This is a genomic window from Bradyrhizobium sp. YR681, assembly GCF_000282615.1.
Classification (GTDB): Bacteria; Pseudomonadota; Alphaproteobacteria; order Rhizobiales; family Xanthobacteraceae; genus Bradyrhizobium.
On record NZ_AKIY01000163.1, the window covers coordinates 1 to 998 of the forward strand.

The 998-nt window shown below is 65.9% G+C and carries 1 protein-coding gene; it reads left to right on the forward strand.

The genetic code is table 11. The features are described from left to right. On the forward strand, window positions 1–930 hold a 930-nt coding region (locus PMI42_RS12805; RefSeq protein ID WP_008134616.1), incomplete at its 5' end, for an EAL domain-containing protein. Window positions 931–998 lie beyond the last annotated feature (68 nt).

The following is a 998-nucleotide window of genomic DNA, read 5'->3' on the forward strand; positions in this document are numbered from 1 at the left end:
GGCGGCTGCCTGACCAAGCCGCTCGATCTCAGTCGCCTGCGCGCCGCACTCGAATTGCCGCAGCGGTCGCCTCTGGTCGCGACATCCGCCTCGCCCATGCTCCGGATCACGCCCGACAAAATCGCGCGCGGCCTCGCGGACGGGGAGTTCTTCGTCGAATTCCAGCCGAAGATCGCGCTTCAGACCGGAAAGGTCGTCGGTGCCGAGGCGCTCGCGCGCTGGCAGACCGCCGAATTCGGCATGGTCTCGCCGGCGGTCTTCATTCCGATCGCCGAGGAGGCCGGCCTGATAAGCGAGTTGACCGACTGCGTCCTGTCGTCGGCGATGTCGCAGGGGCGCAAGCTGATCGAACGCAATCCCGGCTTCACCATCGCCGTCAACATTTCGGGCTCGCTGATGTCGGACCTGACATTGCCCGAGCGGATCGAGGAAATCCTGCGCCGCCAGGATGTCCCTCTGTCGGCGCTGACGGTGGAGATCACCGAGACCACGGCGATGGCCGACGTCGATTGCGCCAACGACATTCTGGTGCGGCTGCGGATCAAGAAGATCGGAACGGCCATTGACGATTTCGGCACCGGCTATTCGTCGCTCGCGGCGCTGGCGCGGCTGCCGTTCAGCGAGCTGAAGATCGATCAGTCGTTCATCAAGGGGTGTGAAACCGACGCCGACATGATGAAGATCGTCGATGCCTCCGTTGCCCTGGCCAAGGCGTTCAACATGAAGGTCGTGGCCGAGGGCGTCGAAAGTCAGGAAGCGCTCGAGATCATCCGCCGGATCGGATGCGACGTCGCGCAGGGCTTCTTCTTTGCCCCCTCGCTGCGGCGCTCGCGCGCCGAGCGATGGATATCGCAGCGCAACTCCCTCGCGGATGAGCAGGCCGGATCGCGGCAACGCGGTGCGGCGGAAGCGCCGGCGCTCGCGAGCTGAGACGACGAACCCCGGTCGCGAGGCGACCGGGGCTGCGCCAGCCGATGCAGGCGGGCTCAGTAGATCCC